Annotated in this window: 26 protein-coding genes; 11 read left to right on the top strand and 15 right to left on the bottom strand. The window is 62.6% G+C overall.

Going from position 1 to position 25,358, the window contains the following annotated elements; all coding sequences use genetic code 11:
* Positions 1-58 precede the first annotated feature (58 nt).
* The 6 genes from thpR (at position 59) to ACFSM5_RS02160 (ending at position 3,862) form a co-directional block, all read left to right on the top strand.
* Positions 59-628, top strand: a complete 570-nt coding sequence (gene thpR / locus ACFSM5_RS02185; RefSeq protein ID WP_379874594.1) for an RNA 2',3'-cyclic phosphodiesterase — start codon at positions 59-61, stop codon at positions 626-628.
* A complete protein-coding gene (locus ACFSM5_RS02180; RefSeq protein WP_379874593.1) occupies positions 625-1,368 on the top strand; it encodes an NAD-dependent deacylase in 744 nt (247 codons plus the stop codon). The genes thpR and ACFSM5_RS02180 overlap by 4 nt, the downstream gene beginning before the upstream one ends.
* Positions 1,369-1,455: 87 nt before the next feature.
* Positions 1,456-2,043 (top strand): uracil-DNA glycosylase family protein, encoded by a 588-nt coding sequence (locus ACFSM5_RS02175; protein WP_379874592.1) that lies wholly within the window; start codon positions 1,456-1,458, stop codon positions 2,041-2,043.
* Between the two features lie 35 nt (positions 2,044-2,078).
* Positions 2,079-2,876 carry a 4-hydroxy-tetrahydrodipicolinate reductase gene (gene dapB, locus ACFSM5_RS02170; protein WP_379874591.1) on the top strand — a complete coding sequence of 266 codons (798 nt, stop codon included), beginning with the start codon at positions 2,079-2,081 and terminating at the stop codon, positions 2,874-2,876.
* 2 nt (positions 2,877-2,878) lie between these two features.
* Positions 2,879-3,523 carry a bifunctional nicotinamidase/pyrazinamidase gene (gene pncA / locus ACFSM5_RS02165; RefSeq protein ID WP_379874590.1) on the top strand — a complete coding sequence of 215 codons (645 nt, stop codon included), beginning with the start codon at positions 2,879-2,881 and terminating at the stop codon, positions 3,521-3,523.
* Between the two features lie 186 nt (positions 3,524-3,709).
* On the top strand, positions 3,710-3,862 hold the full coding sequence (locus ACFSM5_RS02160; protein WP_379874589.1) for a hypothetical protein: 153 nt from the start codon (positions 3,710-3,712) through the stop codon (positions 3,860-3,862).
* A 54-nt stretch (positions 3,863-3,916) separates the two neighbouring features.
* Here the strand turns inward: ACFSM5_RS02160 and ACFSM5_RS02155 are convergent, their stop codons facing one another.
* The 6 genes from ACFSM5_RS02155 to ACFSM5_RS02130 all read right to left on the bottom strand — a co-directional run bounded on the left by ACFSM5_RS02155 (position 3,917) and on the right by ACFSM5_RS02130 (position 9,106).
* On the bottom strand, positions 3,917-5,137 hold the full coding sequence (locus ACFSM5_RS02155) for an argininosuccinate synthase (RefSeq protein ID WP_379874588.1): 1,221 nt from the start codon (positions 5,135-5,137) through the stop codon (positions 3,917-3,919).
* Between the two features lie 63 nt (positions 5,138-5,200).
* Positions 5,201-5,998 (bottom strand): sugar phosphate isomerase/epimerase family protein, encoded by a 798-nt coding sequence (locus ACFSM5_RS02150; protein ID WP_379874587.1) that lies wholly within the window; start codon positions 5,996-5,998, stop codon positions 5,201-5,203.
* Complete coding sequence (locus ACFSM5_RS02145) at positions 5,995-6,237, bottom strand: hypothetical protein (RefSeq protein WP_379874586.1); 243 nt, start codon at positions 6,235-6,237, stop codon at positions 5,995-5,997. Before ACFSM5_RS02145 ends, ACFSM5_RS02150 begins: the two co-directional genes overlap by 4 nt.
* On the bottom strand, positions 6,234-6,644 hold the full coding sequence (locus tag ACFSM5_RS02140; RefSeq protein ID WP_379874585.1) for a hypothetical protein: 411 nt from the start codon (positions 6,642-6,644) through the stop codon (positions 6,234-6,236). Before ACFSM5_RS02140 ends, ACFSM5_RS02145 begins: the two co-directional genes overlap by 4 nt.
* 81 nt (positions 6,645-6,725) lie before the next feature.
* The gene (locus tag ACFSM5_RS02135) at positions 6,726-8,279 is read right to left on the bottom strand and encodes a methyl-accepting chemotaxis protein (RefSeq protein ID WP_379874584.1); all 1,554 of its coding nucleotides are present in this window, start codon (positions 8,277-8,279) and stop codon (positions 6,726-6,728) included.
* A gap of 74 nt (positions 8,280-8,353) precedes the next feature.
* Positions 8,354-9,106, bottom strand: coding sequence for a substrate-binding periplasmic protein (locus ACFSM5_RS02130; RefSeq protein ID WP_379874583.1), 753 nt, complete (start codon positions 9,104-9,106; stop codon positions 8,354-8,356).
* A gap of 306 nt (positions 9,107-9,412) precedes the next feature.
* On the opposite strand from ACFSM5_RS02130, the gene ACFSM5_RS02125 reads away from it, so the two are divergent.
* Entirely contained in the window at positions 9,413-9,799 is a 387-nt protein-coding gene (locus tag ACFSM5_RS02125) for a group III truncated hemoglobin (protein ID WP_379874582.1), read from the top strand.
* Here the strand turns inward: ACFSM5_RS02125 and ACFSM5_RS02120 are convergent.
* Positions 9,792-10,556 (bottom strand): sulfite exporter TauE/SafE family protein, encoded by a 765-nt coding sequence (locus ACFSM5_RS02120; protein WP_379874581.1) that lies wholly within the window; start codon positions 10,554-10,556, stop codon positions 9,792-9,794. The genes ACFSM5_RS02125 and ACFSM5_RS02120 overlap by 8 nt on opposite strands.
* A gap of 130 nt (positions 10,557-10,686) precedes the next feature.
* On the opposite strand from ACFSM5_RS02120, the gene ACFSM5_RS02115 reads away from it, so the two are divergent.
* From ACFSM5_RS02115 to ubiB, 3 genes are all read left to right on the top strand, one after another.
* The gene (locus ACFSM5_RS02115) at positions 10,687-11,790 is read left to right on the top strand and encodes a L,D-transpeptidase (RefSeq protein ID WP_379874580.1); all 1,104 of its coding nucleotides are present in this window, start codon (positions 10,687-10,689) and stop codon (positions 11,788-11,790) included.
* A gap of 92 nt (positions 11,791-11,882) precedes the next feature.
* The gene (gene ubiE / locus ACFSM5_RS02110) at positions 11,883-12,665 is read left to right on the top strand and encodes a bifunctional demethylmenaquinone methyltransferase/2-methoxy-6-polyprenyl-1,4-benzoquinol methylase UbiE (protein ID WP_379874579.1); all 783 of its coding nucleotides are present in this window, start codon (positions 11,883-11,885) and stop codon (positions 12,663-12,665) included.
* A 3-nt stretch (positions 12,666-12,668) separates the two neighbouring features.
* On the top strand, positions 12,669-14,216 hold the full coding sequence (gene ubiB, locus ACFSM5_RS02105; RefSeq protein ID WP_379874578.1) for a 2-polyprenylphenol 6-hydroxylase: 1,548 nt from the start codon (positions 12,669-12,671) through the stop codon (positions 14,214-14,216).
* 243 nt (positions 14,217-14,459) lie between these two features.
* Here the strand turns inward: ubiB and ACFSM5_RS02100 are convergent, their stop codons facing one another.
* The 6 genes from ACFSM5_RS02100 to ACFSM5_RS02075 form a co-directional block, all read right to left on the bottom strand.
* The gene (locus tag ACFSM5_RS02100; RefSeq protein WP_379874577.1) at positions 14,460-15,494 is read right to left on the bottom strand and encodes a methyl-accepting chemotaxis protein; all 1,035 of its coding nucleotides are present in this window, start codon (positions 15,492-15,494) and stop codon (positions 14,460-14,462) included.
* Between the two features lie 137 nt (positions 15,495-15,631).
* Complete coding sequence (gene mutL, locus ACFSM5_RS02095; protein WP_379874576.1) at positions 15,632-17,467, bottom strand: DNA mismatch repair endonuclease MutL; 1,836 nt, start codon at positions 17,465-17,467, stop codon at positions 15,632-15,634.
* Positions 17,468-18,739, bottom strand: a complete 1,272-nt coding sequence (locus ACFSM5_RS02090; RefSeq protein WP_379874575.1) for a glucose-6-phosphate isomerase — start codon at positions 18,737-18,739, stop codon at positions 17,468-17,470.
* Positions 18,739-20,073, bottom strand: coding sequence for a M16 family metallopeptidase (locus ACFSM5_RS02085; RefSeq protein WP_379874574.1), 1,335 nt, complete (start codon positions 20,071-20,073; stop codon positions 18,739-18,741). The genes ACFSM5_RS02090 and ACFSM5_RS02085 overlap by 1 nt, the downstream gene beginning before the upstream one ends.
* Positions 20,073-21,431 carry a M16 family metallopeptidase gene (locus ACFSM5_RS02080; RefSeq protein ID WP_379874573.1) on the bottom strand — a complete coding sequence of 453 codons (1,359 nt, stop codon included), beginning with the start codon at positions 21,429-21,431 and terminating at the stop codon, positions 20,073-20,075. The genes ACFSM5_RS02085 and ACFSM5_RS02080 overlap by 1 nt, the downstream gene beginning before the upstream one ends.
* Before the next feature lie 105 nt (positions 21,432-21,536).
* A complete protein-coding gene (locus tag ACFSM5_RS02075; RefSeq protein WP_379874572.1) occupies positions 21,537-22,112 on the bottom strand; it encodes a DUF3035 domain-containing protein in 576 nt (191 codons plus the stop codon).
* 197 nt (positions 22,113-22,309) lie between these two features.
* Between ACFSM5_RS02075 and glpD the strand changes: the two genes are divergently transcribed.
* The gene (glpD, locus tag ACFSM5_RS02070) at positions 22,310-23,800 is read left to right on the top strand and encodes a glycerol-3-phosphate dehydrogenase (protein WP_379874571.1); all 1,491 of its coding nucleotides are present in this window, start codon (positions 22,310-22,312) and stop codon (positions 23,798-23,800) included.
* A gap of 76 nt (positions 23,801-23,876) precedes the next feature.
* Here the strand turns inward: glpD and ACFSM5_RS02065 are convergent, their stop codons facing one another.
* Together ACFSM5_RS02065 and ACFSM5_RS02060 are read right to left on the bottom strand one after the other, a co-directional pair.
* The gene (locus tag ACFSM5_RS02065) at positions 23,877-24,302 is read right to left on the bottom strand and encodes a cupin domain-containing protein (protein ID WP_379874570.1); all 426 of its coding nucleotides are present in this window, start codon (positions 24,300-24,302) and stop codon (positions 23,877-23,879) included.
* A gap of 3 nt (positions 24,303-24,305) precedes the next feature.
* The gene (locus tag ACFSM5_RS02060) at positions 24,306-25,274 is read right to left on the bottom strand and encodes a GlxA family transcriptional regulator (protein WP_379874569.1); all 969 of its coding nucleotides are present in this window, start codon (positions 25,272-25,274) and stop codon (positions 24,306-24,308) included.
* Between the last annotated feature and the right edge of the window lie 84 nt (positions 25,275-25,358).

The following is a 25,358-nucleotide window of genomic DNA, read 5'->3' as shown; positions in this document are numbered from 1 at the left end:
GAATGGCTAACCGCTTTTCCGGCTGACAAGCGCCACAATGCCAAGGCAGCATGGCGGCATGTTACGCCTTTTCATCGCCGTTCCCGTCCCGCCCGAAATGGCGGCGCTTCTGACCCCGCTTCAAGCTGGCCTGCCCGGCGCCAACTGGGTGCCGCCCGCCAGCTTCCATCTGACCCTGCGCTTCATCGGCGAGGTAAACGAGGGGCAGGCCGCCGATATCGATGCCGCTTTGCAAACCATCCAGGAGCCTGCCGGGCTGGTCGCCGTCTCCGGCCTTGGTTTCTTCGGATCGGCCGAGAATGCCCGCGGCGTCTGGGCGGGGGTCGAGAAGGAACCCGGCCTCCTGCATCTGCGCGACAAGGTCGAAAGCGCCGTCGTGCGGTCCGGCCAGCCGCCCGAGGGGCGGAAATATGCGCCCCATATCACGCTGGCCTGGTTGAAGCGCACACCACCCGACCGGCTGCTGGACTGGTGCACGACTCACGAGCCGTTCAAGGCAGGCGATCTTCCACTGGACCGCTTCGGCCTCTATTCCAGCCATCGCACCGACGAAGGCCCTTACTACCGGCTGGAAGCGGACTATCCGCTGATCGGCGGCAACTGGGACCCGGATGAGGAATGGGCATGAAGCTGCGCGATTTACGGCTCCCTTTAGAGCCCAAAATTGTGGTGCTGACCGGCGCTGGCATCAGCCGCGACTCCGGCCTCGCCACCTTTCGTGACGCTGGAGGAATCTGGTCACAGGTCAGGATCGAGGATGTGGCGACGCCGGAAGCTTTCCACCGTGACCCGGATCGGGTGCAGGCCTTCTACAATGCACGGCGCGCTCAGCTGAAGGACCCCTCCGTCGCCCCCAATCCCGGTCATCTTGCCTTGGCCCAGTTGGAGGGCCTCTGCGGCAGCGGACTCCTGCTCGTCACCCAAAATATCGACGACCTGCATGAACGCGCGGGCTCCAAAAATCTCCGGCACATCCATGGGGAGCTTCTCAAGCGGGCCTGTACGGCCTGCGGCACCAAAGAACAATGGGAAGATGACCTTTTAACCTCCGATAGCTGTCTTGTCTGCGCAACCATGGGGTCTTTGCGCCCCGACGTGGTCTGGTTCGGCGAGATGCCCTATTTCATGGATGAGATCGCTCAGGCGGTCGCCGACTGCGAGTTGTTCATCGCCATCGGCACCTCCGGCACCGTCTATCCCGCCGCAGGCTTTGTCGCCGAAGCGCGAAACGCGGGCGCCCATTGCATCGAGGTTAATCCCGAGCCGTCCGGCAATCCGCATTTTCACGAAATTTACGAGGGCCCCGCGAGCGAGGCTTTGCCCAGGCTGGTCGATGATATTCTGAGGCAACGACCTTACAGAAACTGAGTCCCGATGCTTGCTCTGCCCCGTCCGGACGCCATCTTTAGAGATCCCGCATCAAGTGCGGGATGACGAGTTCTTTGGTCTCACAAAATGCCAGAATCGCTCGACCGCCTGCTTGCCGACATCCGCGCCTGTACCGTCTGCGCGGATCATCTGCCGCTCGGTCCCCGCCCGGTGGCCCAGGCGTCGGAGACGGCGCGCATTCTGATCGTCGGCCAAGCGCCGGGAACAAAAGTCCATAGCACCGGCTTGCCCTTCAACGACCCCTCGGGCGACCGCTTGCGCGATTGGATGGGGATCGACCGCGCGGTTTTCTATGATGCATCGAAGATCGCGATCCTGCCCTCCGGGCTCTGTTATCCGGGCCGGGGCAAGTCGGGCGACCTGCCGCCCATGCCGGGATGCGCCGAACGCTGGCATCCACGGTTGCGGCCTTTGCTGCCGAAACTGGAGCTGACCTTGCTGATCGGCGCCTATGCCCAGGCCTATTATCTGGGAGACCGGCGTCACAAGACCCTGGCAGAAACGGTTGCGCACTGGCGGGACTATGGTCCGGCCTTTCTGCCAACGCCGCACCCCAGCCCCCGCAACCGCCTGTGGCTGCGTAAACATCCCTGGTTTGAGGGAGAAGTGGTGCCCATCCTGCGCACGCGGGTTGCAGCCCTGCTGTCACCATGATTAGGATCGCCCCAAAGTCTTAAGGGAGGCAGGCCATGAAGATCGGAATTTGCGGCGGCGCAGGCCGGATGGGGCAGATGCTCATTCGCCAGGTCCGCAAGACGAAGGGTGTCGATCTTGTCGGCGTGCTGGAGCGGTCGGGCAGCCCCCTCATCGGCCAGGATGCCGGTGTGCAGGCGGGCATCGGCCATATCGGCGTCGCCATGACCGGCGATCCAGCGCTCGTCTTCGCTGCCGCCGATGTCGTCATCGACTTCACCGCCCCGGTCGCCACCGCCAGCCATGCCGTGCTGGCAGGGGTGCATAAGACCGCGCTGGTCATCGGCACCACCGGCATCGGCCCGAACGAGCAATTCTCGATCGATAGCGCCGCCCACCAGACGGTGATCGTCCAGGCGCCGAACATGGCCGTCGGCGTGGTGCTGCTGTCGGCAGCTATCGAGCAGGTGGCCCGCACCCTCGACACGGATTTCGATATCGAGATCGTCGAGATGCACCATCGCCACAAGGTCGACGCGCCGTCGGGCACCGCGCTGTATCTGGGCGAAGCCGCCGCACGCGGGCGCGGGGTCAATCTGGCCGAACAATCCGTGCGCTCGCGCGATGGCCATACCGGCGCCCGCCCCGAAGGCACCATCGGCTTTGCGACCCTGCGCGGCGGCGACGTCATTGGCGAGCATACCGCCATCTTCGCCGGTGAAGGTGAGCGGGTCGAGCTGACCCACAAGGCGTCCAGCCGCGATATCTTCGCCGCTGGTGCCGTGCGCGCCGCCCTCTGGACCAAGGGCAAGGCGCCCGGCAAATACTCCATGCGCGATGTTCTGGGGATTTGAGGATGGAGCGGCCTCAAGCAGCGCAAAGCGCGGTAGGCCGACGCAAAACGGCGCTACTCGTTGTGGATGTGCAGAATGATTTCTGCCCCGGCGGTGCGCTGGCGGTTCCCGATGGCGACAGCATCGTTCCGTCGATCAATCGGCTGGCACGGGACTATGCCAATGTCGTCCTGACCCAGGACTGGCATCCGGCGGGGCATGCCTCTTTTGCAAGCTCCCATCCGGGATGTTCGCCATACGAACAAATCTCCCTGTCCTATGGCCCCCAGGTCTTGTGGCCGGATCACTGTGTCCAGGGAACTTCTGGGGCGGAATTTCATCCAGCCCTCGATATTCCGCATGCCCGCCTGATCCTGCGCAAGGGCATCCATAAGGGTGTCGACAGCTATTCCGCCTTCCAGGAGGCAGACCGGACCAGTGACACCGGACTGGGGGGATATCTGCGGTCTTTAGGAGTTGATAGCGTCGATATCTGCGGGCTTGCCACCGACTTCTGCGTCGCCTGGACAGCCCTGGATGCCAGGGCGGCCGGGTTCAAGGTCCGCGTATTGCTGCATAGCTGCCGGGCGATTGATCTCAACGGCTCCCTTGCCGCCGCCCAGTTGCAGATGTCCCAGGCGGGATGTGATCTCATCACCAACGGTTGACAGCGATTCCCGTCAAAGTTACAAAGATTCCGTCTGGGAAAATGAATAATAGAATATTCAGAATCAGCTGAAATTGCATACGGCCTGGTCAGAGGCCGTTGGGGGAGAGCGTTTGCAATGTCTGCTTATCATAGGCCGACGGGTGCTCTCGCGCCGTCGGGACGTCTTAGTGCATATCGAAACTTTGTGTTGTTTGCCGGGGGCTATACCGCCATCGCCGTCTTGCTGATTTTCATCGGCTTTCAGGCCATCGACATGTGGACCAGCGATGCCGGGGGAACCTGTCTCGAACTGGGCGGGAAGTGGCTGGCTGAAGCGCAAAGGTGCGTTGTGCAATAAACAAAAAAAGGGCGCCGAAACCGGCGCCCTTTTCTTTTCAGCAGTATCCGGGCCTTAGCCCTTCTGGTGCTGCTTGGCCAGTTCCAGCAGGCGCAGACGCAGGGCGCTGAGCTTGATGAAGCCTTCGGCATCCTTCTGATTATAGACCTGGTCGGCCTCGAAGGTAACGTAGTCCTGGCGATAGAGGCTGAAGGGCGACTTGCGGCCGACAACGGTCGCAGAACCCTTGTAGAGCTTCATGCGGACGGTACCTGTGACGCGTTCCTGGCTCTTGTCGATCATCGCCTGCAGCATTTCGCGTTCCGGCGAATACCAGTAACCGAAATAGACCATCTCGGCATACTTGGGCATCAGCTCGTCCTTCAGATGAGCCGCGCCACGGTCGAGCGTAATGCTTTCCAACCCGCGACGCGCGGTCATCCAGACGGTACCGCCCGGGGTCTCGTAAACGCCGCGCGACTTCATGCCGACATAGCGGTTTTCGACCAGATCGAGACGGCCGACGCCATGCTTGCCGCCCAGCTCGTTCAGCTTGGCCAGCAGGTTGGCGGGCGACAGACGGATACCATTGACGGCAACCGGATCGCCCTTTTCGAAATCGATCTCGACATATTCCGGCTCGTTCGGTGCCTGTTCGGGCGAAACGGTGCGGGAATAGACGAATTCTTCGACTTCCTGCCACGGATCTTCCAGCGCCTTACCTTCGGCCGAGATATGCAGCAGGTTGGCATCGGTCGAGAAGGGGGCTTCGCCGCGCTTGTCCTTGGCGATGGGGATCTGGTTCTTCTCGGCGTATTCGATCAGCTTGGTGCGGCTGTTGAGGTCCCAGAGACGCCAGGGCGCGATGACCTGGATGTCAGGCTGCAGCGCGTAATAGGTCAGCTCGAAACGGACCTGATCGTTGCCCTTGCCGGTCGCGCCATGGGCCACCGCATCGGCGCCGACTTCGCGGGCGATTTCGATCTGACGCTTGGAGATCAGCGGGCGGGCAATCGAGGTGCCGAGCAGATAGCAGCCTTCATAGAGCGCATTGGCGCGGAACATCGGGAACACGAAGTCGCGCACAAATTCTTCACGCAGATCGTCGATATAGATCTGCTTCACGCCGAGCATTTCGGCCTTTTTGCGCGCCGGCTCCAGCTCTTCGCCCTGGCCGATGTCGGCGGTGAAGGTGACGACTTCGCAGCCGTAGGTTTCCTGCAGCCACTTCAGGATGACCGAGGTATCGAGGCCGCCCGAATAGGCCAGAACGACCTTCTTAACTTTCTTCGACATTCTAATTCGCCCCTTTGGCGCCGACGGAGAATTCCAAAAACCGCGCGAGCATAAAAGGCTGCGTCATTGCCCGCAAGCAGCAGAAGCTGCGGCGCTGACCCGCGCTATGCCGGGTGCGAGCTGTGACCAAGGCTCTATACCCACCGTCTCCAGCATTTCGACGGATATCCAGCCCCGATAACCGGCTCGCTGGAGCCCTTTGACAAAGCCTTCGACATCGCCGTCCAGTGCGCCTAACTGGGGTCCGCTGATCTGCACATTGGCCGCCTGCACCCCATAGTCGCGCGCTATTGCGGGCAGATCCTCGCCCGACATCAGGCTGGTGCCGCTATCGAGATGCAGCCCCATCTTTCCCACCACCGCCAAAGCCGCAGCCTCAACCGTGGTATTGATGAAGTCGCAGCCATAGGCGCTCGGGATCGGCTCGATCAGCAAGGGGCAGGCATCGTCTGCTAGCGGAGCGAAGAACGCCGCCGCCCGCTCCATCGCCTCTTCCGGCGAAAGATCGCCCCGCTTCCGGCTGTTCATCGACCCAAAGACGAGATGCGGCGCCCCGATCTCCAGCGCCAGTTCGCGGCAAAGCTTCAACCGCTCGGCAATTGCAGGAGCCTCCGGGCCAAAGATCGAGCCTTGGAGCCCATAGAGCAGCGACTGGATACCCGCCGGTTTCAACCCGGTATCGGCCAGTCGCGCCGCAAACGCCCGCCATTCCGCCCGAGTCAACAGGTGCCACTCCGGCCCCCATTGTTTGGACGGCGCAACCTCGATACCCGTCACGCCCGCCTGAACCAGCCGCGCCAGCATCTTCGGATCGTCGGTCTTCCCCCAGGCGAGGGCGGAAACGGCTAGGCGTAACGTCATTGGCCAAACCGCTGTCTAATGAAAAGAAAGAGGCTGGCCAGAATGGCAATTGGACCCCAGGCCAGCACGAAGGCGATACCGCCGTTCACCAGAAAAAGAATGGCGCTTTGGCTTAGGTCCACCGAACCAGTTTCGGTGTCGATGTAGGCACCCTGGGAGTTATGCGAGAAGGCTACCATCAGGGAGAGCACACCGACGATCAAGCCGACGCAGAACGCTGATGCCGTCACCCATTTCATGGTGCCGCCCCTTCGCAGGTTCTCTCGTCGTAATTCCAGAGCCCACCTCCATCGAGGCAACTGTCGATGGCCCAGAAGTCTTCACCTAACCCATAGGCAGCCAACAGCATCGCACCCACCACGCATAAGATCGCAGTACATGCCGTGAAACGCTCCCCGGGCAAATAACGTCGAACAGCCCAGAGCCCCCAGCACATCAAACCACAAGCACCTGTAACCATCAGGCCTAGGGCAAACCAGACCAGGAGCGACAGGGCGCCACTATCGAAACAAAGATCAAGCGCTGCGTGACCGGCTTCCCTTTGAACGCAACGGCCATAGCCCGCCGTTGACGCCAGATAGGCAAAGCCGCCTCCAATCAGGAGGGACAAGACACCAAGAACTATCAACTTACGTCCGGTGCTCATCGTCCGAACCCTTCCTCAAAAGAAAAGCCGCCCGGCATCGCTGCCGGACGGCTTGAGTTTACCCAACAGGGAGGATGGGTGTCAGGAGGCTTCCTTGATCTGCTCAGCAAAGTCGCGCATCTGAACCTGCAAGGTATCGGCGCTGCTGGTCAGGGTCTGGGCGGCGGACAGCACCGTGCCCGAGGCCATGCTGGCGTCCTGGGCGGCGGTATTGACCTCGCCGATCCCGGACGAGACGTGACCCGTGCCGCGGGCGGCTTCCTGGATCGAGCGGGCGATTTCCGCCGTGGCGGCATCCTGCATCTCAACTGAGGAGAAGACCGAGGCCGCGATCTGATTCAGCTCTTCAATGGTGGTATGGATAGCCTCGATATCGCCCACCGCTGCCCGCGTTGCGGTCTGGATGGCCGAGATCTGCTGGGCGATCTGGTCGGTTGCATTGGCGGTCTGACCGGCGAGGTTCTTCACTTCCGACGCCACGACCGCAAAGCCCTTGCCCGCCTCGCCCGCGCGCGCCGCTTCGATGGTCGCATTCAGTGCCAGCAGATTGGTCTGGGCCGCAATCGCGTTGATCAGCCCCAGGACGTCGCCGATCTCCTTCGCCGCCGTGACGAGACCGGTGATGGTCCGCCCGGCCTGTTCGGCCTGATTGCGCGCACTGCCGGCGATATTGGACGAATGGCCAAGCTGGCTGGTGATTTCGGAGATCGAGGCCCGCAATTCTTCCGTCGCTGCCGCCACCGATTCCACGTTGGAGCTAGCTTCGCGGGCCGAGGCTTCCACCACCGATGCCTGTTCGGTCACCAGGGCCGCCGTACCGACCAGACCCTGCGCGGTCTGGGTCATGGCGCCCGAGGCATTGGAGACGTCCTTGGCCACCTGACCGACCGAAGCAACCAGACGATCTGCCAGACGGGCCAGCACCGCCTTGCGGTTCTCCTCGGTCTGGATGCGCTCGGCTTCCGCCGATGCATTCAGCCGGTCGATTTCGAGGGCATTTTCCTTGAAGACCTGGACGGCACGGGCGATCTGCCCAATCTCGTCCTGGCGCCCCAGGGCCGGGATATCCTGTTCCTTGCGGCCCGAGGCCAGTTCGCCCATGACGCCGATGATCTGACGCAGGGGGCGGGCGATCATCTGGAAAGCCATGGTCACGGCAATAGCCGTTGCCGCCAGCACGATCAGCAGGCCGATGGCAATGGTCGAGAAGAGTTCGGACTGCGCCTTGCGGATGCCGTCGGTGCTGTAGATGACCTTCAGCTTGCCGAGGGATTCCTTCTTGGTCTCCTCGACATAGATGATGTCCGCTTCCTGGACCAGGATACCCTCGGACTTCGCCTCGTCGCCCTTACCGGCCGTGCGCTTGCCCTTGGCATCGAAAACTGTGGCGGCCACGAAGTTCCGATCCCCTGCCAGGGAGGCAAGGATGGCTTCGATCTGACCTGTGTTAAAATCCCAGAGCGGGCGGGCCATCGCCCCGGCCTGCATCTCGGTCACCTGGACCAGGATCGCCTTCAGCGCGGCTTCTCGCTCTGCTTGGGCGCGGTTGTATAGCAGCACGCCTGCCGCGATCAGGATGATCGCTACAACCAGCGAGATGAGGGCGGCCACGCGGGCCTGTAGATTGATCTTCATGCTCAATGTCCCGAAAGGATGCCGATCTCTTTAACCGGGCAAGAGATCGGCATACGTCGCCTCAATTCGCCGGATTACTCCGTATAACCCGGGACGTGTTTCTTTATGATGGCGGCCAGTTCGCCCCCACTCTTCAGCTTGGCAAAACCTGCATTGAAAGCGGCAAGCACCTTCGCCCCATCGGCCCGCTCCTTGCCCACGATCAGATGCAGCGTGTTGGTGGCGTTTTCGACCGGGAAAGACTTGAACGAAGCCTCGGTCTGCTGGGCCGCCGACATGGCGATGGCGCCGGAGATCTTGTCGATGATCAGGAAGTCCGAGCGGCCGCTCGCCACATGCTGCATGCAGGACTTCATATCCGGCAGTTCACTGCGGATGATTTCCTTGGAATCGACAAGCGGCTGCACCGTCTTCACAGTCGAATACCCCAGCGGCAGGCAGATACGCTTACCCTTAAGGGAGGCAGGATCGGCACTGGTGATGCCCGAGGCGGGATTGGCCTTCAGGATCTGCTGCAAAAACAGCATCGGTTCAGAGTAATTGTAGGTTTTCTGGCGTTCTTCACTGATGACATAAGGGAAAGTCGCCGCCACTTCGCCTTTGGCCGCCAGTTCGGCGCCACGCTTCCAGGGCGCGAATTCTACCTTCACCGTATGGCCTTCCTTGGCGAAAGCCGCGCGCACGATTTCGGTCGCAAGACCGCCCTCGGGCAGCTTCTGATCGGTATAAGGCTCATACTCATTGCCTGTTACCAGTTGCAACTCTTCTGCAGAAACAAAGGCCGGCGCAAGTAGCACCGCGAAAAAAAGAGTAGCAGCCAAACGCATATTACACACCCCCAATTGCATTGTCGGACCATTGTTACTGATCCTCTTGTGTAATAGCGTTACTCACATCATGAATTGATTGCCAGTTTTTATTTACTATGCGAAATATAACTCTTTCTTTACTTAATTTATTATTATTAATAGAATTTAACTAATCAACAATACACGAACCCTTGCGATATCTTCTGAAGTCTTTAAGTAAAAAACCCATACCCGTAATAAGGCTTAACCAAAAAAAATCGCATAATCAGCTTGAGCGTAAGACTGGCGCTTGAACGCCGTGATCCCTGTTCCGATATTGCAGGAATGGACGATGAATTCTCCCGCGTGTCGCTGCACCGCCTGATCACCAATTTCTACACGCGCCTGCGTGCCGACCCCGACCTGGGGCCGATCTTTGTCGGGCGCTTAGGCGATGGCGACTGGTCGGAGCATTTCGAGAAGCTCGTCGACTTCTGGTCGGATATTCTGCTGAAGACCAAGCTGTATAATGGCCGCCCAATGCCGGCACACATGGCGGTTCCGGGTATCAGTCCAGATCATTTCCCGCTATGGCTGGGTCATTTCGGGGAAGTGGCACGCGAAACCTTCACCCCGCCTCTGGCCGATGAACTGGTCAACCGGGCGGACATGATCGCGCGTGGGCTACAGATGGGGCTGTTTTATCGACCCGGTATCCCGGTGGTCAACTAGTCCAGAAGATGCCGTCCCAGGCCAGTTTGACAGCCGTGCATCCCAACAGGATATAGCAGAGGCCATAGAACCAGCGGTCCGACAGCCAATTGACCAGCCGCATGCCGAGAATCACCCCCACCGGCGCCAATGGCATCAGCACGGCGGATGTCGCCAGCGTCTGGATCGGAAAGCGCCCCTCCAGGAAATAGGGGATCAGCTTCACGTAATTCACCACCGCGAAAAAGATCACGTTGGTCGCCACATAAACCTGCTTATCCAGGCGCTGGGGCATCAGATAAATCACGACCGGCGGCCCGCCCGCATGGGCAACGAAGGAGGTCAGGCCGGACAGTGCTCCCCAGATGAAACCCGGCACCAGACGCGGCGGCTTGGGATCGAGCTGCGCGATTTTGTAAGCGACCGCCCGGAAGGCCAGGAACCCGAAAGACAGCCCGGCCAGCAGCAGCAGGATCCAGCGTTCGGACAGCAGATCCACGGTGAAATGGCCGATCACGATCCCCACCACCGCTGCAGGCAGCAGGATCTTCATGTTCCGGTTATCCCACTTCCCGAAATAGGTCTTCAGACCGACGATATCCATGACACACAGGATCGGCAGCATGATCGCCGCTGCCTCGGTCGGGCCGACCATCAGGGCCATCAGCGGCGTTGCGACAATGCCGAAACCGGTCCCGAAGCCACCCTTGCTGATGCCCATGATCAGGACAGCCGGAATGGCGCACAGATAAAACAAGGGATCAAGAATCGGCATCATGTCGGGAAATATCCAGCGCCACAGGGGGGATCAGCACCCTAGCCGCCGCCAACTTGTCAGACAAGTACCGTCGAAAAATCTTAACGCATTTATCGATGCGCCCGCAGTTTCAAGCTGATACTATGCTGTGATGTCGACTCGTAACACTTTGATCTTTGCAGGCTTATGGACGCTCGCGGCGGCTTTCGTCGGCGGGACCGGACTGCTGATCTGGCAAGACCGCAATACACAGACGATCGACCCTGAGACTGTGGTGCATTACGGCTATCGCGGCGCGCCCGAGGATCGGCCCGGCGCTGAAGAGCAGCCCCTGATCGCCGCCACCCCGCAGGCCCAACCGGCGCAGCCCCCGCAGGAACCGCCACCAGCAGCTGCCATGGCACCCGCTCCAACCCCACCAGCTTCCGTGCCATCGGCTCCAGCGCCCCTCGCATCGACACCTGTTCCGCAAGCAGCGCCACCTGCCGCCAGGGCCATCGCCCCGATCGAAGCATCGCGCAACCTGCCGCCCGCACCGCCTGCGCCACGGCTTGATCCTGTGCCGGTGCATCTCATCCCCGAACCGGGCGCCGTGCCGCCGGTGCCGTCACTGATGCCCAGAAGTGCGCCCTTGCCCGAGGCCGTGCCGATCACGGTGACGCCGCCGGCACCGCCTGCCGCGCCAACTCCGGCCCCCGCCGCTCCGGCTCCACAGTCTCTGGCCGTGACCCCGGCCCCATCGAGTCCGCTGCCTCATACCGACGGCGCGCCGCCACTTAACACCGCCCAGGCGCACCCGGCGCCTGGCTATATCGTGATTTCGGTGCCCCAGCGCAAACTGCGCTACTTCCCGGCAGATGGCAGCGAGCCCGTCACCTATCCGGTGGCCATCGGTCGCGAGCGCAGCATCATCCCGTTTGGTGTCTCCGAAGTGGTGCGCAAGCGCCGCAATCCGACCTGGCATCCGACCCCGACCATGCGCAAGAGCGACCCGAGCCTGCCGGTGTCCGTGCCGCCCGGCCCGCGTAATCCGCTGGGGGCCTTTGCCCTGGATCTCGGATGGACCTATTACGCGATCCATGGCACCAACGATCCGCGCTCGATCGGGCGCGCCGCGTCGTCGGGTTGTTTCCGCATGCATCCCGACCATATTGCCGCCTTGTTCCCGACGGTTCCTGTCGGCACCAAGGTTGAGGTGATCGATGCGCCATTGCCTGCGACGGCACCGCCCCCTTCGGCTCATCCGGCCGCATAACGCGGCAAGCGGTACAATAGCCGTGTGACGTGGCAGGCAGGTCAACCAGCCGCATAGCGCGGCGGCTGATTTCAGGATAAGGTCCGGCCGCTATGACCGAGAACACACATCAGAATTCCGCCGGATCCGTCTCCGGAGCCGAAGGCCAGTGGTTCGGCTTCAAGCCGGTCGATCCGTCGAAAAAGGCATCGCTGGTCCGCGATGTCTTCGACAGTGTCGCCAGCCGCTACGACCTCATGAATGATCTCATGAGCGTCGGCGTCCATCGCCTGTGGAAAAACGACCTCATCGACTGGATTGCCCCGCGGGCTGGTCAGCGCCTGCTGGATGTGGCGGGCGGTACCGGCGATATCTCCTTCCGCTTCCTGGAGCGTGCGCCGACGGCTTCCGCCGCTCTGTGCGATATCAATGAGGCGATGCTGCGGGTCGGCCGCGACCGTGCGATCGACAAGGGCTTGCTGAAGGGTCTCGATTATATCGTGGGCGATGCCATGGCTCTGCCGCTGCCTGACCGTAGCGTCGATGTCTGCACCATCGCCTTTGGCTTGCGCAACGTCACCGAGATCGACAAGGCCCTGGCCGAGATGCGCCGCGTCCTGAAGCCCGGCGGCCGGTTCTTCTGCCTGGAATTCAGTCAGGTGAAGGTGCCCGGCTTCGATAAATTCTACGACTGGTATTCCTTCAATATCCTGCCCCACATCGGATCCAAGGTGGCGGGCGACCGCGAGGCGTATCAGTATCTCGTCGAAAGCATCCGCCGCTTCCCGCCGCAGGATGAACTGGCAGCCCGCATGGCAGCCGTCGGGTTCGAGAAGGTCGAGTATCGCAATCTGTCGGGCGGCATCGCAGCCATCCATCGCGGCTGGCGGCTCTAAGCCATGGCAGCCCCGGCGTCCCGCCGGGCGCGGCGGCTGTTCCGCATCGCCCGCATCTTCGCGCGCTACGATATTCTCGGCGCCCTGATCGAGTTGGGGGCCGCCCCCGGCGCGTTGCGCCTGCTCAACCCCTTCTTCCGCTCGCGCAAGACCCGCCATCTGCGCATCGGTCAGCGTCTGGCGCTCGCCGCCCAGGAACTGGGGCCGAGTTTCATTAAGGCCGGACAAACCCTCTCGACCCGCGCCGATCTGGTGGGTGAACAGGTTGCGATCGATCTCGCCGGACTGCAGGACCGCCTGCCACCTTTCCCGTCCGAGGCCGCCCGCGCCACCATTGAGGCTGAACTGGGTCGCCCCTTGAGCGAGCTTTTCGCCGAGTTCGACGATGTCCCGGTCGCCGCCGCCTCCATCGCTCAGGTGCATTTCGCTGTAACGACCGATGGCCGTCCGGTAGCGGTGAAGGTCCTGCGCCCGCAGATCGAAAAGCAGTTTGCCGACGATCTGGACCTCTTCGACCTCGGCGCCCGTCTGATCGAACGCTGGCAACCGAAGTTCCGGCGCCTGAAGCCCCGCGCCGTGGTGGAAACTTTGCGCGAATCGGTACAGATCGAGATGGATCTGCGGTTCGAAGCCGCCGCCGCCTCCGAACTGGCAGAGAATTTCGAGGGTGACCCCGGCTTCCGCATTCCCAAGGTGGATTGGGAGCGCACCGGCCGCCGCGTGCTGACGCTCGAACGTGTGTCTGGCATCCGTGTCGGCGATGTGGAGGCTTTCGAAGCCGCCGGGGTCGATCCGCGCATTGCCCTGGGCAATGCCTCGCGCGCCTTCTTCAATCAGGTCTTCCGCGACGGCTTCTTCCATGCGGACATGCATGCGGGCAATGCCTTCGTCGATCCCAAGGACGGGGCGATCATCGCCATCGACTTCGGGATCATGGGGCGCCTTGATAAGCGCAACCGCTATTTCCTGGCGGACATGCTGCTGGGCTTCCTGAACGGCGATTATGAGCGCGTGGCCCAGGTGCATTTCGATGCCGGCTTCATCCCTGCCAACCAGTCGCTGCCGCTCTTCACCCAGGCCGTTCGCTCCATCGGCGAACCTTTGATGGGGCGTCCGCTGTCGGAGATCAGCCTGGGGCGTCTGCTGGCCCAGCTGTTCCAGATCACCGAAACCTTCCAGATGGAAACCCAGCCCCAGCTGCTGATGCTGCAGAAGACTATGTTGATGGCCGAAGGCATGGGCCGCCAGCTCGACCCCAGCGTCAATATGTGGGAACTGGCCCAGCCGCTGATCGAAGATTGGATGATGACCCATCGCGGCCCTGCTGCCCGTGTTGGTCAGGCGGTCGAAGACGGCATCGCCCTGGTCGAACGCCTGCCGCGCCTTGTCGCTGCCATGGATCGCCTGACCCAGCGGTTGGAAAAGGAAGGCGCTGCCATCGACCCCTCCAGCCTGGAGCGAGCGGAGGAACAGCGACACTCCAGGGCCGTCGTCCCCTGGCCGATCTGGGTGCTGGTGGGGCTGGCGTTGGGCGCCGCGCTCTTCGGGTAATTTCACGCAAGAAGCCCGTCACTTCGGGACTTGATCCCAGGCCGGTATCTCCTCCGAGGGCGTTTCCTTAGAAGTCTCGTCATCCTCGGGCTTGACCCGAGGATCCAGGGTGGTTGCCAAACTCTGGCTCTTCACGGCTCGCTGAAAGATGGATCCTCGGGTCAAGCCCGAGGATGACGCGGCATAAGAGGGTTCACCGGAGGAGACCCCGGGATCAAGTCCCGGGGTGACGATGTCTTTGATCTACTCCTCGACCCCGGCGTCCTGCACAACGACGCCATACCAGCCCAGACCACGATAGGTCTCGTAGCCTGGCGTCAGGGCAAAGCCGGTGATCTTGCCGTCCTTCTGGATAAATCCGGTCTTCTGACGGCTGGTATCAAGCGGCACGATCTCCGACAGAACGCCCCGCCCATCGGACGCGGCAATCACCCGATGCTGGCTGTCGACCAACAGGCAGCGGGTAGTCCGGCGTTCGTCATCGCTGAGATGGCTCCCCTGAACCACGGCTTCGGCCTGGGGCTCCCAGTCGAAGAAGACGCCCAGCACGCCAATCGGCGCGCCATTGCTCTCGCCACCCCTGCGGATGGCGGTTGCATAGGTCGCGACCTGACGGTTATCCAGCAGGGCCGAGCGCTCGATATCGAAGGCGGCATAATGATCGCCCGACGCGGTCGCCATACCGGCCCGGAACCAGCTGGTCCCCGACACATCGGCGCCGATAACCCTCGAATAGGTTTCCGGGCGACCATTGGCGATCACCCGGCCGCTGGCATCGGCAATCCAGAGATCGAGATAGACGGTATAGGAATTCAGGATCACGCCCAGGCGGCGCGAGGCATGGCGCGCGCTATCGGATCCCGGCTGTTCCAAAGCATCCACGGCGGCAGCATCGGTCGCCCACCAACGCACGTCGCACGACCGCTCATAGAGGTTACGGTCGATGATTTCGATCATATTTAAGGCAAGGTCGCTTAATCTTTGACCACGGACATGGCGCACCAGCCGTTCGCCCAGCACCGACAGTTCAGTGATCGAGCCTGCAAGTTCGGTCGAAAGCTGCTGGGCGATCTGGGTGATCCGCTCGGAAATCACCTTCACTTCGGACGCAACCACGCCAAAACCCTTCCCAGCCTCTCCGGCACGGGCCGATTCGATCAGGGCATTCAGGGCAAGGATACGGGTTTCCCGGGTAATCTGATTGATCTGCGAAATCTTGCTCTCGGCGATCTCCCCCACCTGCCGAGATAGTTCGATAATGCGTTCCGGCTGCGTCACGCCTAGCTCCCAAGTGCAAAAACAATTAACCCCTTTGTTACGAAAGCAACAAACAGGCCATTAATATTCAGAACTTATGAATAAATTACGATCCGGTCTCAAACAGCGCGAAGTGCGGTAGGCCACAAAGACCAACCTTATCGGCGTCCGAACAGTTTTTCTATTTCACTGCGGGTAAGCCGTACATAGGTCGGCCGCCCGTGGTTGCATTGGCCGGAGTTCGGCGTGCTTTCCATTTCCCGCAACAGCGCGTTCATCTCCGGTCCCGTCAAGCGGCGCCCGGCCCGCACCGACCCGTGGCAGGCCATCGTCGCCGCCACATGCTGCACAGCATCGGCCAGGGCGAAGCCATCGCCAAGTTCTTCAAGCTGTTCGGCAAGATCGCGGATCAAAGCCTGGGCATCCACCTCGCCCAGCATCGCCGGAGTTTCGCGCACCAGCACCGCCCCCAGACCGAAGGGCTCGATCACAAGACCCAGTTGGGTAAAGCCTTCGGCGGCAGCGGCCAGACGACCGGCGGCAACCTCGCCGACCTCCACCACCTCCGGGATCAGCAGCATCTGCCGCGAAATGCCGGTGGCCGCCAAGCCGGCTTTCAAGCGTTCGAACACCAGACGCTCGTGGGCGGCATGCTGATCGACCAACACCATGCCGTCGGTGGTTTCGGCCAGGACGTAGGTATTGTGAAGCTGCGCCCGTGCAGCCCCCAGCGGGAAGCTCTCATAGCCCTCCGGCGTGGCCTCCACCACGCGGGCTGCAGGCGCGAAATCTCCGGCAGAACCAACGGAGGGCGACGCACTCCAGGAGGGAGAGCTGTCCCAAGGTGCCTGGAACTCCCGTGCCGCCTCGTTGGCCTGCACGCTGGGGGAATAGGCATAGCCGCTGGGGCGCCAGCTGGTGAAATTCGTCTGCACCGGCGCGTCCGGCTTGAAGGCGGTCAGGGCGGCCAGACCGACCGTGGTCGATGCCCGCTGACCCGCTGCCGCCAACGTATGCTTCAGCGCCCCGACGATCAACCCGCGCACCAGCCCGCTTTCCCGGAAGCGCACTTCGGTCTTGGCGGGATGGACATTGACGTCCACCAGTTCGGTCGGCAGATCCACATAGAGCGCGACCACCGCATGGCGGTCATGGGCCAGCACATCCATATAGGCGCCGCGCACCGCCCCGGTCAGCAGCTTGTCTTTGACCGGACGGCCATTAACGAACAGATATTGGCTGGTCGATGTCGCTTTGTTGAAGGTCGGCAGGCCGATATGGCCGGTCAGTCGCACGCCTTCGCGTTCCGCATCCACCACCAGGGCATTGGGCTCGAAATCCCGCCCCAGCACCGCCGCCAGACGGCGCAGACGCCCCGCCGCCTCGTCGCTCTCTGCCGGTAGCTTCAGCAAGCTCCGGGCGCCATCAGTCAGCGAGAAGGCAACCTCTGGCCGTGCCATGGCAAGCCGCTCGACGATATCGCGGATGGCATCCAGTTCGGAGCGGTTGCTTTTGAGAAACTTCAGGCGTGCAGGCGTCGCGTAGAAGAGATCGCGAACCTCGACCCTTGTGCCGATATTGAAGGAGGTCGGCTCGACCTCCCCCACACTGCCGCCCTCGACCATCAGCCGCCAGGCATTCTCCGCCCCCGGCTGACGGGAAGTGATGCCGAGGCGCGCTACCGCCCCGATGGACGGCAGTGCCTCACCCCGGAACCCCAGGGTATGGATATCCAGGAGATCGTCGGTCGGCAGCTTGGAGGTGGCATGCCGCTCAATGGCGAGGCGCATTTCGTCGGCGGACATGCCGCCGCCATCGTCCGCCACGGAGATGAGGGCCTTGCCGCCCTCCTGCACCGTGACGTCGATACGCTTCGCCCCGGCATCGAGGGCATTTTCCACCAGTTCCTTGACGGCGGCCGCCGGTCGCTCGATCACCTCACCGGCAGCGATGCGGTTGACGAGCGTCGGCGGCAGCAGTCGGATGGTTGCCATTTAGGCGCCCATATCCTTCAGGTACTGGCGGGTCAGGATCTTGCCTTCTTCCACGGCCGGCTGATCGAAGGCATCGATCCCCAGCAGCTGGGCGCCCAGCATGGTTTCCAGCATGAAGTGCATCAGCAGTCCGCCGAGGCCATAGGCATCGACGGGCTTTTCCAACGCGATCAGACGGGCGGCGCGCTTGTTGCGAGCCAGGGTCTCGAAGGTGGCGCGGGCCTCGGCATCCAGCAGGTCGCCCATGGTGCGGCCCGCGAGATAATCGAGGGCCGGATCGCCCGCGTTGGTCAGCTTGTCGCCGACATTACGGGTCGGCTCGGTCACCACCGTATAGAGCTTGTCGTTCGGCCCACCGAGGTAGAGCTGCACCTGGCTATGCTGATCGACCGTGCCCATGGCGCGCACCGGCACCGTGCCCTTGCCTTCCTTGCCCAGGCTTTCGGCCCAGAGTTGGCGGAACCACAGGCCGAATTCGGCCAGACGATCCACATAGGGCATGATGACCGTGGTGTTGCCGCCCTCTTCCTCGCCCGCGATGTTCCAGACAGCACCGGCAGCAGCCGGGCAATCTTCGGCAGACTTGGCAGCCAGGGCGCGGTCGAGCACGAACTTGGCGCCCGCGCGCACCTGATAGGCATCCAGACCCGCGACCATGGCAGGCAGCAGCCCGACCAGCGACAGCACGGAATAGCGACCGCCGACCTTGGGGTCATGCTCCAGCACCGTGGCACCCAGGCGGGTCGCTAGGCGGCGCATCGGATTATCGGTCGGCTCGGTGATCGCGACCAGCCAGTCCTTGGCCCCCGCTTCGCCCCGACGGCCGAGCACAGTGATGAGCTGACTGAGGGTTTCGGCCGTGGTACCGGACTTGGAGATGGCGATCACCGCGACGCGCGAGCCTTCGGTCGCGGCGAAGAAATCGTCATAGGTGGTCGGATCGACGTTATCGAGGAAATGCAGCTTGGGCGAACCCTTGACCGGGCCGAAGCCGCGATCCTGCAGCTGAACCAGGGTCTTGCCACCCAGCGACGAACCGCCGGTGCCCAGCACCAGCACATGGTCGAAGTTGGCGCGCAGACGGGCCGCCAGCGGCTCCAGCGCTTTCAGGTCGTCGCTCTGGTTGGGCAGATGCAACAGCGGCAGGGCGCCGCTATCCTTGGCAGCGCGCAACCAATCGAGCGCCTTGGGCGCACGCTTGGCCACGTCGGCATAGCGGGCAGCGGAAACGGTTCCCTGGTGCAGGTACCGGGTATCGATGGAGAAAGGCATCAGAATCCTTCCGGCAAGCGGGTCGTCGGGGTGAGGCCTGCGGGCTGACCGACGACGACAAAGGTCAGCTTCGCGGGGTCCAGCAAACGGCGAGCAAGGCTGTTTACCTGTTCCAAGGTCACAGCTCTGATATCCGCCGTTCGAGTATCGAGATAACTCGGCGGCAGCCCGTCCAGTTGCAGACCGAGCAACGTTCCAGCAATTGCCCTGGTGGAATCAAGCCGCAAAGGCATGGCTCCGACAGTATAATCCTTGGCCTCGTTCAATTCCTCGGCCGTCACGCCCTTTTGGCGCAGCTCTTCCAGCACTTCGCGGGTCGTCGCGACCGCCGCCGCCGCATTGGCATTGGAGGTCGAAGCCCCGCCCGAAAGCGTCGGCGACACTTCGGATGCGGCAATCCCCGCGGACACCGAATAGGCCAGCCCCTTCTGCTCGCGCACCGCATCTTTGAGGCGGCTGGTGAAGGTGCCGCCGCCCAGGGTATGGGCCAGCAGGGCTGCGGGCAGATAATCGGGATCCAGGCGTCGCACGCCGGGCATGGCCCAGATAATCGCGCTTTGAGGCAGCGCCCGCTCCATGACCAAAGTCTGCCCGCCCGACTTCATGGCGGCTGGGGCAGGCTTGGGATAGGGCTTGCCCTGGGGCAGCTTTTCCAGCACCACGTCGAGAGTTACCCGCAGGGTTTCCGCATCAATGGCGCCCGCAACCGCGATGATCAACCCGGACCGGGTCAGCCGATCCTGCGCGAAATCGACCAGATCCTCGCGCTTGATGCTGTCGAGGGCGGCAAAGCTGTTGCGCGTGCCTCGTCCCAGAGGATGATCGGGATAGAGCGCGGCATACAGCACCTCGCCTGCCAGGGCATTGCCGTTTTCCAGGCTCTGGGCGAACGACTGCCGCAGCTGGCCGCGCACCCGTTCGATGGCCGGCGGATCGAAACGCGGCTTGGCGAGCGCATCACCCACCAGCGCCATGGTCTGCGGCAGATTGGCCGACAGCGACCGCACGGTCAGGCTCAGAATTTCCGATCCAGCGCCGAAATCCATCGACGCATTCAGATCATCAAGCTTCCCCTGGAAAGCCCCGCTGTCCAGATCCCCGGCCCCTTCGTCCAGCATCCCCATGGTAAAGCGGGCAAGGCCGCTCTTATCCTTGGGCTCGCTGAGGCTGCCGGCCCACTGCCAGGCAAATTGGATCGTGACGACCGGGGCCGAGCGATCCTCCACCAGCCAGGCAGTGGGGCCGTTTTTCAGCGGCACCATCTGGATCTTCGGAGTCGCCTGTACCGCCGCAGGTAGCAGCAGCAAGACGGCAAGAAGCAGCGGGCGGATCATCACGAAAGTTCCTTCGGCTTCAGCCAGGTGGTCACAGCGGGTTGACCGAGAATAGCGCGCGCCGCCGCCGTCACATCGGCGGCACTCACAGCGCGAATACGGTCAGGCCATGCCTCAACCTCGGAGACGGGGATACCGACAGAAATGGTGGAGGCGAAAATCCGCCCCGCGGCACCGATGCCATCGAGGCTATAGGCGGTGGAGGCTTCGATACGGGCCGTCGCGGCATCGACTTCTGCTTCCGTCACGCCGTCGGCGATCAGACGTTCCAGTTCCTTGGCAAGGGCCGCCTCGAACTTGTCGCGCGCAACCCCGCTGGCCGGGCTGCCCCAGACCACGAAGCTGGACCAGCCAAGCCGATTAGGATCGTAGGAGGCCGCAACGCCGCTGGCCAAATTCTGCTCCAGCACCAGGGCCTTATGGAGCCGCGAATTGGCCCCGCCGCCCAGGACTTCGCCCAGGACCTGCAGGGCATAGCTTTCTGTCGTCGGCTGATTGTTCGTAATCCGCTGCCCTAGGCCACGTGCCAGCCAACGACGGCTGAAAGAAGGATCACGGACGGCCGGATGTTCCTGTTCCAGGCGCACTTCGGCGGCCTTGGGCGGTTCTTCCTTGCGCATACGTTCCGGCACCGGGCGGGACGGAACCTTGGCGTAGGTTTCCTCGGCCCAGCGCTTCACATCCGCCGCCGATACCCCGCCGTCGATGATCAGCACGGCATTATTCGGGGCGTACCACGTCTTATGGAAGTCCTGGGCGATATGCCAATCGAGCGCCCGGATCTCATGCTCCCAGCCGATGATCGGGGTGCCATATTCGGAATGCTGGAACAGCACGGCCTGCGCCTGTTCCCCGATGCGGCCGGAGGGCGGCGTATCCGTGCGCTGGCGACGCTCCTGCAGCACCACATCCAGTTCAGGCTTGGAGTTGGCGTCGCTCAGGACCAGACCCGCCATGCGATCCGCTTCCAGACGCATCATCTCCGGCAATTGCTCGGTCGGCACCGTTTGGTGATAGCCGGTCTGATCATAGCTGGTATAGGCATTCTGCCGCCCGCCCTGCCGCGCTACCGCCCTATCGAACACACCCGGCGGGGTATTGGGGGTACCCTTGAACATCAGATGTTCAAGATAATGCGCGATCCCGGACTGCTGGGCCGCCTCGTCGGCGCTACCGACCTTATAGACCAGCAGTTGCTGAACGGCCGCTGCGCCAGCGCGCTCGACGACAATTACTTCCAGCCCATTGGCCAGGGTAAAAGTCTGGGGGCGAAACAATTCGGCCTGGGCGGACGAGACCACCATCGGCACAGCGACCAAAATGGCCGCAGCCGCGATCAGATTTCGGCTGAGTGACATGCCTTCTCCCTTGCGTTCCCGCCATGGAGATAGCGTCGCGGGTACCGGATGAAAAGAGCGGCCCGCCGGGTTTCCGTCCGGGCCGCAGACTATTCCTGAAATATTCTAGAGCAAACCTTCGAGAATGCCGCGCCTACGGCGCTTGATCGACGGCGTCTCGCCTTCCGTCACCGGCTGACCCAGGGCGGAATTTTCCCGCAAGCGCTTGGCTTCGGCAGTCGGATCCACCGCGACACCCGCGGGGTCGGCGGCCCGCCAGAAGACGAGGCTATCAACAAAATCGGTCTCTTCACGGGCCAACTGCGTCGACTCGCGATTGACAGTCTCACGGATGTTGGGGTCGGCGTTCGGCGCCCCGGCTTTTTGCAGCAGGGCTGCCTCGCCAGCCGTGCGACCGGCCAGCATTTCCGGCTGTTTGGCTTCCGGGCCGAAGATGGTGACACGGGCCTGCTGGGCCGTGGTCTGCTCGGTCGGGCGCGGAGCCCCCGGACGGGGTGGACGCAGGCCGAAATCCGGCGGCAGTTCGAGGGGGGCGCGCGCCACGACCGCATATTCATCCGGCGGGGTGCGCTGAAGTCCCATCGACCGCCGTTGATCGGCCGAGCAGGCCGATACAGCAAGGGCTAGGGCCGCCAGAGCAGCGATACGGACGAGACGGAAACGGGTCGAAATATGGGCCATGACACTCGATAACTGTCTTACAAACGGCGGGCAGTTTAGTCGGGCGCCCGACAGACCTCAAGCTCTCATAAGAACCAGCCTCACCGGCGACCGTCTGACCCGCCTGGAATGCGGAGCAGATTCGCGTTCCATTTTCTTTTTTATCGCCGCAATTTCGTTTATAGCTTCGTGAAAACCTAAAAACGAAAGATCAAACGATGGCGGAAACGGTCGATTTGCTGGTTGTAGGCGGCGGGATCAACGGCGCGGGTATTGCCCGTGACGCCGTCGGACGCGGCCTGTCCGTCGTATTGTGCGAAGCCCGCGATCTGGCAGCGGCGACCTCCTCCGCCTCCTCCAAGCTGATCCATGGCGGCCTGCGGTATCTCGAATATTATGAATTCCGCTTAGTACGCGAGGCCCTGATCGAGCGCGAAGTTCTGCTGAAGATGGCGCCGCACATCATCTGGCCGCTGCGTTTCGTACTGCCCCATCAGCCCCATCTGCGCCCCGCCTGGATGATCCGCGCCGGGCTCTTCCTCTATGATCACCTCGGCGGCCGGGACATTCTGCCCGCCTCCGAAGGGATCCGCCTGTCCAAGCACTCCTATGGCCAGGGCGTGAAAAACGAATTCGACAAGGCTTTCGTTTATTCCGATGCCTGGGTCGAAGATGCGCGCCTCGTCGCCCTCAATGCCGTCGATGCAGCAGAGCGCGGCGCCGTGCTGCATGTCGGCACCAAATTGACCCAGGCCCGCCGCGACGGCGGCCATTGGATCGGCACCCTCACCCGCCCGGACGGATCCACCTTCGAGGTGCGCGCCCGCGCCCTGGTGAATGCCGCAGGTCCCTGGGTCATGGATGTGCTGGGCAGCCGCCTGGGCATCAATTCGGACAAGCGCATCCGCCTGATCAAGGGCAGCCACATCGTCGTGCCGAAGCTGCATGACGGCGATCAGGCTTTCATCCTGCAGAATGACGACAAGCGCATCGTCTTCGTGATCCCCTATCAGGGCAAATTCTCGCTGATCGGGACCACGGATATTGAGATCCAGGGCGATCCCGGCAAGGTCGCCATCACGCCCGAAGAAACCGACTACCTCTGCTCCATCGCCAGCCGCTATTTCCAGAAGAGCATTACGGCATCGGACGTGGTCTGGAGCTATAGCGGCGTGCGCCCGCTCTATGACGATGCCTCTTCCAACGCATCGGCCGTCACGCGTGACTATGTGCTCGATCTCGATACTGCCGAGGGCGGCGCGCCGCTGCTGAATATCTTCGGCGGCAAGATCACCACCTATCGCAAGCTTGCCGAACATGCGGTCGAAAAGCTGCAGCCCCTGCTGGGCAATAGCGCCAAGACCTGGAGCGGTATGCAGCCGCTGCCCGGCGGCGATATCTCCGGCGCGGACTTCGAGGGCTTTGCCAAGGAAATCTCGGGCCGCTATGGCTTCCTGCCCCCTGCACTGGCCTATCGCTATGCCCGCGCCTATGGCACCCGCATGGCGACCATGCTGAATGGCGCCAAGAGCCTCGACGATCTGGGCCGTGATTTCGGCGGCGGCGTCTATGAAGTGGAAGCCGATTACCTGAAGCGTGTGGAATGGGCAGGCACGGCCGAAGCCATGCTCTGGCGCCGCTCCAAGCTGGGTCTGCATGTGGGCGAAAGCACCAAGGCCGCGCTTGAGGAATGGTTCGCGAAGGGCTAGGCCTCAAGTAGCGAAGCGATAGGCCAACGCAAATCGGCCTCAAGCAGGGCAAAGCCCGGTAGGCCCACGAGACAGGTCAGCCGGGCTCCCAGCCCGGCAAGGCTAGTTCAAAGCCTGAAAACTCGAAACCCGGTGCGACGGTGCAGCCGACCAGCGTCCAGTCGCCGCTGGAGATTGCCGCCTGCCACGCTCCGGTCGGCACGATCCCCTGTGGCCGCTCACCACCCGCAAGATCGGGACCCAGGCGGATATCCCACAGTCCCTTCCCATCTTCCGAAATCGACAGCACCAACGGCGCCCCGGCATGCCAATGCCAGGTTTCGACCGCATCCACCCGATGCCAATGCGAGCGCTCGCCCGCCTGGAGCAGAAAATAGATCGCCGTCGAGCGGGAACGACCGCCGGCATCAGTCTCTGGGTCGCGGAACGTCTCGACATAATGCCCACCCTCGGGGTGCGGCTGCATGCCGAGCAGGCGGATGATATCGGCGGCTGTAGTCATTCCTTATCCTTCGGTACCGGATCTGAGTTCACGCACCCCGCGCCCCAGACGTTGGCGCAGCAGAGTCCGCAAGGTCACGCCATCGGCATAACCGACGTCGGCCGCGATCTGTTCCAGGCTTTTGCTGGTGGTCTTCAGCAGATGCACTGCCCGTTCGACCCGCAGGTCCTGGAAATAGGAGAGCGGGCTTTTGCCCAGCACCTGGCCGAGACGCCGGGCAAGGGTACGCTTACTGGCTCCGACCGCGCTCGCCGCGCCATCAAGCGAAAAACCTTCCGCCAGATGGCTACGCGCCCAGCGCTCGAATTTTCCAACCATAGGATCGGCATGGGCGAGGTGATCGGGAATGGCATAGGCCGACTGTGCCGGGCGCTGATCGACGATCAGATAGCGCGCCACGATGCTGGCGAGGTCCGGGCTGACCTGCCGCACCAACCACAGCGCCATATCCATATGACCGAGCGCCGCCCCGGCAGTCACCAGATCGCCCGACCGCACCAGCATGCGGTCGTCTTCCAATGCCACGCCGGGATAGCGCTGCCGGAAGAGCGGTGCCAGCCACCAGGTGGTTGTCGCTTCCCGCCCTTGCAGTAGCCCGCTTTCCGCCAGCACGAAGGTGCCGACGCAAGCCGCCGCGATGCGTGTCCCGGCAAGGCCACTTTCCCGCAGAACCCCCGCCGCTTCGCGGATATCGGCCCGGCCCAGCGCCGGCACCAGCAGGTCCGGCATCTTGTAGCCGATCGCCGGCACCACCAGCCAATCGGCAGCAGCGGGATCCAGCCGCCCGGCAATCGGCACCGTCAGCCCCTGCGCCGTCTTCACGCGGGTCCGGATGCCGACGATCCGCACCTCGAAAGGAGGCACGGCAAGCCCCAGCATCGCCGCCAATTCATTGGCGGCCGTGAAGACGTCGAGCACGACGGCAAGCCCGGTATCGAGCAGACCATCCAGAGCGAGGACCTGCAGCTTCATGGCAATAACACTATCAAAGATGTCAAAAACGCCAATAGGCAAAACAAGCCGCCTCGGCGAAAGTCCTCTCCGTTTCCAAAACCT

The sequence above is a fragment of the Lacibacterium aquatile genome, from assembly GCF_042683105.1.
In the GTDB taxonomy this organism is placed as follows: domain Bacteria; phylum Pseudomonadota; class Alphaproteobacteria; order Elsterales; family Elsteraceae; genus Lacibacterium; species Lacibacterium aquatile.
The sequence above is the reverse complement of the archived record's forward strand: the minus strand, read 5'-3'. Positions and strand labels throughout refer to the sequence as shown.